Source organism: uncultured Clostridium sp., assembly GCF_937920395.1.
GTDB lineage: Bacteria > Bacillota > Clostridia > Clostridiales > Clostridiaceae > Clostridium_AD.
In genome coordinates this window covers 1-4686 of record NZ_CALEVF010000309.1, presented here as the reverse complement: position 1 = coordinate 4686, position 4686 = coordinate 1, and the positions used below count along the sequence as shown (strand labels likewise).

The window sequence follows — 4686 nt, the reverse complement described above, 5'->3', positions numbered from 1 at the left end:
GGTATACTTGGCCCTGTAATATCTGAATCCATAAGTCCAACTTTATATCCTTTTTTATTAAGTTCATGCGCAATAAGAACAGATATTGTTGATTTACCTACACCACCTTTTCCACTCATGACTCCAATAATATTTTTAACTTTATTTAATGGATTATTTTCTATACCACATGTATCTTTATTCTCACATTCACCATTTGATGGACAACTTTCACACTCAGCCATACATAATCGCCTCTTTCTTTTATTTGTCATATGCCATTTACATTGTAATACTATTATTTATTATTGTCAAATGCCAATAATGTTTTTATTATAAAACTACTTATCAGAAAGATTGTGTTTGTTACATTGCCTCTGACAAAAGCTGCTTCGTTTATTACAAGTAACTTGCTCCGATCCACATGCTGGGCAAATTTTTCTATCTTCTTCATATTTTATTTCATAAGTATTCTCGCAAGATAAACATTTAAATTTACACACATTTCTCGTGTAATTTCCACCACTTATATTTATTGCTTTCCCCTCTATTAAAGCTATAGCAATCTTCTTCCTTGCACTATCAATTATATTCTGAAAAGTTTGCCTTGAAACAAGCATTTTCTTTGCACATTCTTCCTGATTTAAATCTTCAACATCCTTAAGCCTCATGGCTTCAAACTCTTCAACTTTTATGAGTATTTCTTCAATTTCACATTTTCGTCTTCCTGCTGGTACAAAGTATGTATACTCGGGTAAATTCTCTACTCTTCTATTTTTCACTGGTCTTGCCATCAATATTTTCCTCACTTTTCATATACTTTTAAAATTCAAAATTCTATTTTCAGTGGCATATGCTAATAAAATTTTACAACTGATTAACTTCAATGTCAAATAACACTATTTAAATAAACCAGACTTTTTATATATTTACTTAGACAAATTCAGAAAATCTCTGGATTTTTTCTTTCATTTCTAAAAAAACTAATTATAGCGTTTTTTAAATGATAATAACTTTATATTTTTTATTAATATAACTATTGCAAGTAATAGAACTGAAATCAATGCAGTTATGCCGCCAGGCGCACAATTCATATAATAAGAAATAAATAATGACAAGAGTATATCTATAACACTAAATAAGATTGAGTATAAAAGAGTTGATTTAAACCCTTTGCCTAGTTGCATTGCTGTAGCTACAGGCAAAGCAATCATTGAGCTTAAAACAAGTACCCCAACAATTCTCATAGAAACAGATATTGTAGCAGCAACCAATATAGCAAATATGTAATTGATTAATTTAACATTTATTCTACCCATTTTTGCAGCTTCTTCATCAAAGGCTATAATAACAAGTTTATTATATAATATTATTAAAGTTACAATCGATATAATACTTAAAACTAATACTGCATATAAATCGTCTCTTGTTACAGTTAATACACTTCCAAATAGGAATGAATTCACATTTGCATGTAATTCTCCAGAGCTCATGATAGTAATAGCAATCCCGACACTTAAAGAAAGAACTACAACAAGTATTAACTCAGCATATTTTTTAAAATAATCTCTTAAAAATTCAATTAAAAGTCCACAAAATGATGTAAATATGAATGAACTTATTATTGGGTTTCCGTTAAATAAAAGTCCAATTGCAATTCCTGCAAGAGAAGCATGGGCCAGCGTATCACCAATCATTGAGTACCTTCTTAGTACTAGAAAAAAACCAATACATGGACAAAGTATTGAAATTAAAATGGAAATCATAAAAGCATTTTGCATAAAACTATACTGAAACATTAAATTCCTCCTCTTTGTTCGCTTTTAAATATTCTTTAATATAGATATCAGGCGTGCATAAATGGCCCTTTCCTTTTGATAGATGATAAATAAGAGAAGAATTATTAATAGCAGCATTAAGATTATGTTCAATAGCAATAACGGTTATCTTATTATTCCTATTCAAGTCTTTAATTAAGTTATAAATATCTTTCTGGCTGGTTACATCGATTCCTGTTGAGGGTTCGTCTAAAATTAATAAATCAGGATCTCCTAGTAGTGCACGTACTATAAAGATCTTTTGACATTGACCACCCGATAGTGTTCCTATTAGTGAATCCTTAAACTCAAGCATATTAATAGCTTCTAATCGCCTAGTTACCAAATTCTTATCTTTGATTTTTAATACTTTTCTATAGCAATTAAGCATCTCGTATACAGTAATAGGAAATTGTGAGTTTAGAAAATCAGACTTTTGAGGAACATAGCCAATATTCTTATCAGTATTTACTATAGTACCCTTAGTAGGTGATAAAAAATTTAATATTAATTTTACAAGAGTACTTTTACCCGAACCATTATCCCCTAATATAGATAGGTATTCTCCGCTATTTATAGTTAAACTAATATCATTAAGAATATAGGGTGCACCGCTTGTATAAGAAAAAAATAAATTGTTAATTTGAATCATAGTTGTCCTCCAGTTTATATAATTTTGTCACTTTATTGAAGTATTAATATACTAGTTTTGAAATAATCAAAGCTACTGCCATTGACAAAAGTGACATTTATACTTATATTATAAGTGATAATGCAAATGGTTTGCAAGTAAAAATTTTAAGGAGCGATAAAAATGTTTAAAAAAATGTCAATATTCATTTTACTTATTTGTACGATACTAACCTTCACAGCCTGTGGTAGTAAGAAAGTTGAAACTAGTAATCTAAAGTCTCAAAACAAAGTAAAAGTTGTAGTTTCATTTAATGCAATGCGAGAAATTACTACTGCCATAGGTAAAGATAAGGTTGATATAGTAACTATGATACCTAACGGCACCGAACCCCATGATTTTGAACCTAAGGCTAAGGATTTTGAAAGCTTAACTAATGCTAAAATATTTGTATATAATGGTTTTGGTATGGAATCTTGGGTTGATAAGGTTTTAGAATCTGTAGATAATAAAAACTTAATAACAGTTGATGCTTCAAAAGGCTCAACTCCAATAGGTAATACAGAAAAATCTGAAAATGCTCAATATGATCCCCATTTATGGATTAGTTTAAAAGGTGCAAAAAATCAAGCTAAAAACGTAAGGGATGCTTTAGTAAAAGCAGACTCACCTAATAAATCTTATTATGAAAAAAATTATAATGATTTCGCTTTAAAGCTTGATACTCTTTACAATGAATATAACAAAAAATTTAAAACTGTTACCAACAAAAACTTCGTAACCGGCCATGCTGCTTTTGCATATCTTTGCAGAGACTTCGGACTAAAACAAAACAGTGTAGAAGATGTTTTCGCAGAGGGTGAACCCAGTGCTAAAAAATTAAAAGAACTAACAGATTATTGTAAAAAGAATAAAATTAAGACTATATTTGTTGAGGATATGGTAAGTACTAAGGTCTCAGATGCTCTAGCTAATGAAGTTGGAGCTAAAGTTGAAAAAATACACACCATAGAGAGTAAAGAAGATAATAAAGATTATCTAACATGCATGAAAGAAAATTTAGATATGATATATAATAGCTTAAAATAAATAGATAACAAATAAATATGTGCCACCCACGTGGCACGTGGCATCTTACACAGAAAAAATACTACTAACTGATATTGTTAGTAGTATTTTTTCTTTTTTGAAGGAAGCTTATAATTCCAGTTATTGTAAGTATTATTGCTAATGCAACAATTGCACAAAAAATATGCCCTAACGATGACCTAAAGAAAGTACTTTCAACCCCAGGTATAGAATAACCTGGTAACAATGAGTTCCATTTATCGCCAAGTTTTGTCATACCCGCTGGAATAAATCCCAGCTTTAATTTTAAATCGTCACCTGACCACTCACCAAAAGCAGTACCTTTAGCTAATAGTCCAATAGGAGCAAATATAATTAATATTATTAACGCATACCAATATTTCTTTATACTACCTATAACTTGAAATCTTTCATTTGCTAATTTCTTTGGTGGATAAATCTGGAGCATGTCAGGATTCGATTTTTGTAAATATTTCACAACAAGTCCCGTTACAATTCCCTCCACCGGTCCAGCCAAAGTAAGATGAGCAAACATTATTGCTGGAACAGTTTGCATTAGAGTATATGGTGCATACAACGGTGTTCCATTAAGCGTGTGAAATAATAATGGTTGAATGCCAAGCTCTATTGCGACGCATAATGCTCCAATATTAATTGCTACATATCCTGCTATAATCGAACCAATAAATCTACGCTTTGAAGAAATCTGTGAATTGCCTGATATTAACCTATATAAATAATAACTTACAAACGGCATTACAAATGCCATGTTAAATATATTAGCTCCAAGTGTAAGAATCCCACCATCGCCAAAGAAAAACGATTGAATTATGAGTGCAATACTAACACCAACTACAGCAGCCCAAGGACCCAGAATTATTGCCAAAATTGAAGCACCAACTGCATGCGCCGTAGTTCCATCAGGAATTGGCACATTATACATCATAATTGTAAATGAGAAAGCTGCTCCAATTGCAAGTAACGGAACTTGCTTATCCTTTAATGTTTTCTTTAACTTTACTGCTGCAATACCTATTATAGGAACTGCTAAAGCACCTAATACTGCGCATGTTTGTGGACTTAAATATCCATCTGGTATGTGCATAATATCCCCTCCTCGTATAATGTAGTTGTAAGCATTGATAATAATTCAGTCATACTAACCACGAA

Annotated in this window: 6 protein-coding genes; 1 reads left to right on the top strand and 5 read right to left on the bottom strand. The window is 30.9% G+C overall.

Annotation, left to right across the window (positions count from 1 at the left end):
• The 4 genes from Q0649_RS19395 to Q0649_RS19380 form a co-directional block, all read right to left on the bottom strand.
• Positions 1–224: P-loop NTPase (locus Q0649_RS19395; RefSeq protein ID WP_298845787.1), on the bottom strand; the 224-nt coding region annotated here is incomplete at its 3' end.
• 96 nt (positions 225–320) lie between these two features.
• A complete protein-coding gene (locus Q0649_RS19390) occupies positions 321–773 on the bottom strand; it encodes a DUF134 domain-containing protein (protein ID WP_298845785.1) in 453 nt (150 codons plus the stop codon).
• Between the two features lie 189 nt (positions 774–962).
• Entirely contained in the window at positions 963–1778 is an 816-nt protein-coding gene (locus Q0649_RS19385) for a metal ABC transporter permease (RefSeq protein ID WP_298845783.1), read from the bottom strand.
• Positions 1765–2448: a metal ABC transporter ATP-binding protein gene (locus tag Q0649_RS19380; protein ID WP_298845781.1), complete on the bottom strand. Its 684-nt coding sequence runs from the start codon at positions 2446–2448 to the stop codon at positions 1765–1767. The genes Q0649_RS19385 and Q0649_RS19380 overlap by 14 nt, the downstream gene beginning before the upstream one ends.
• Before the next feature lie 162 nt (positions 2449–2610).
• On the opposite strand from Q0649_RS19380, the gene Q0649_RS19375 reads away from it, so the two are divergent.
• Positions 2611–3516, top strand: a complete 906-nt coding sequence (locus Q0649_RS19375; RefSeq protein WP_298845779.1) for a metal ABC transporter substrate-binding protein — start codon at positions 2611–2613, stop codon at positions 3514–3516.
• Between the two features lie 64 nt (positions 3517–3580).
• Here Q0649_RS19375 and cbiM read toward each other — a convergent pair whose 3' ends face one another.
• The gene (gene cbiM / locus Q0649_RS19370; protein WP_298845777.1) at positions 3581–4621 is read right to left on the bottom strand and encodes a cobalt transporter CbiM; all 1041 of its coding nucleotides are present in this window, start codon (positions 4619–4621) and stop codon (positions 3581–3583) included.
• Positions 4622–4686 lie beyond the last annotated feature (65 nt).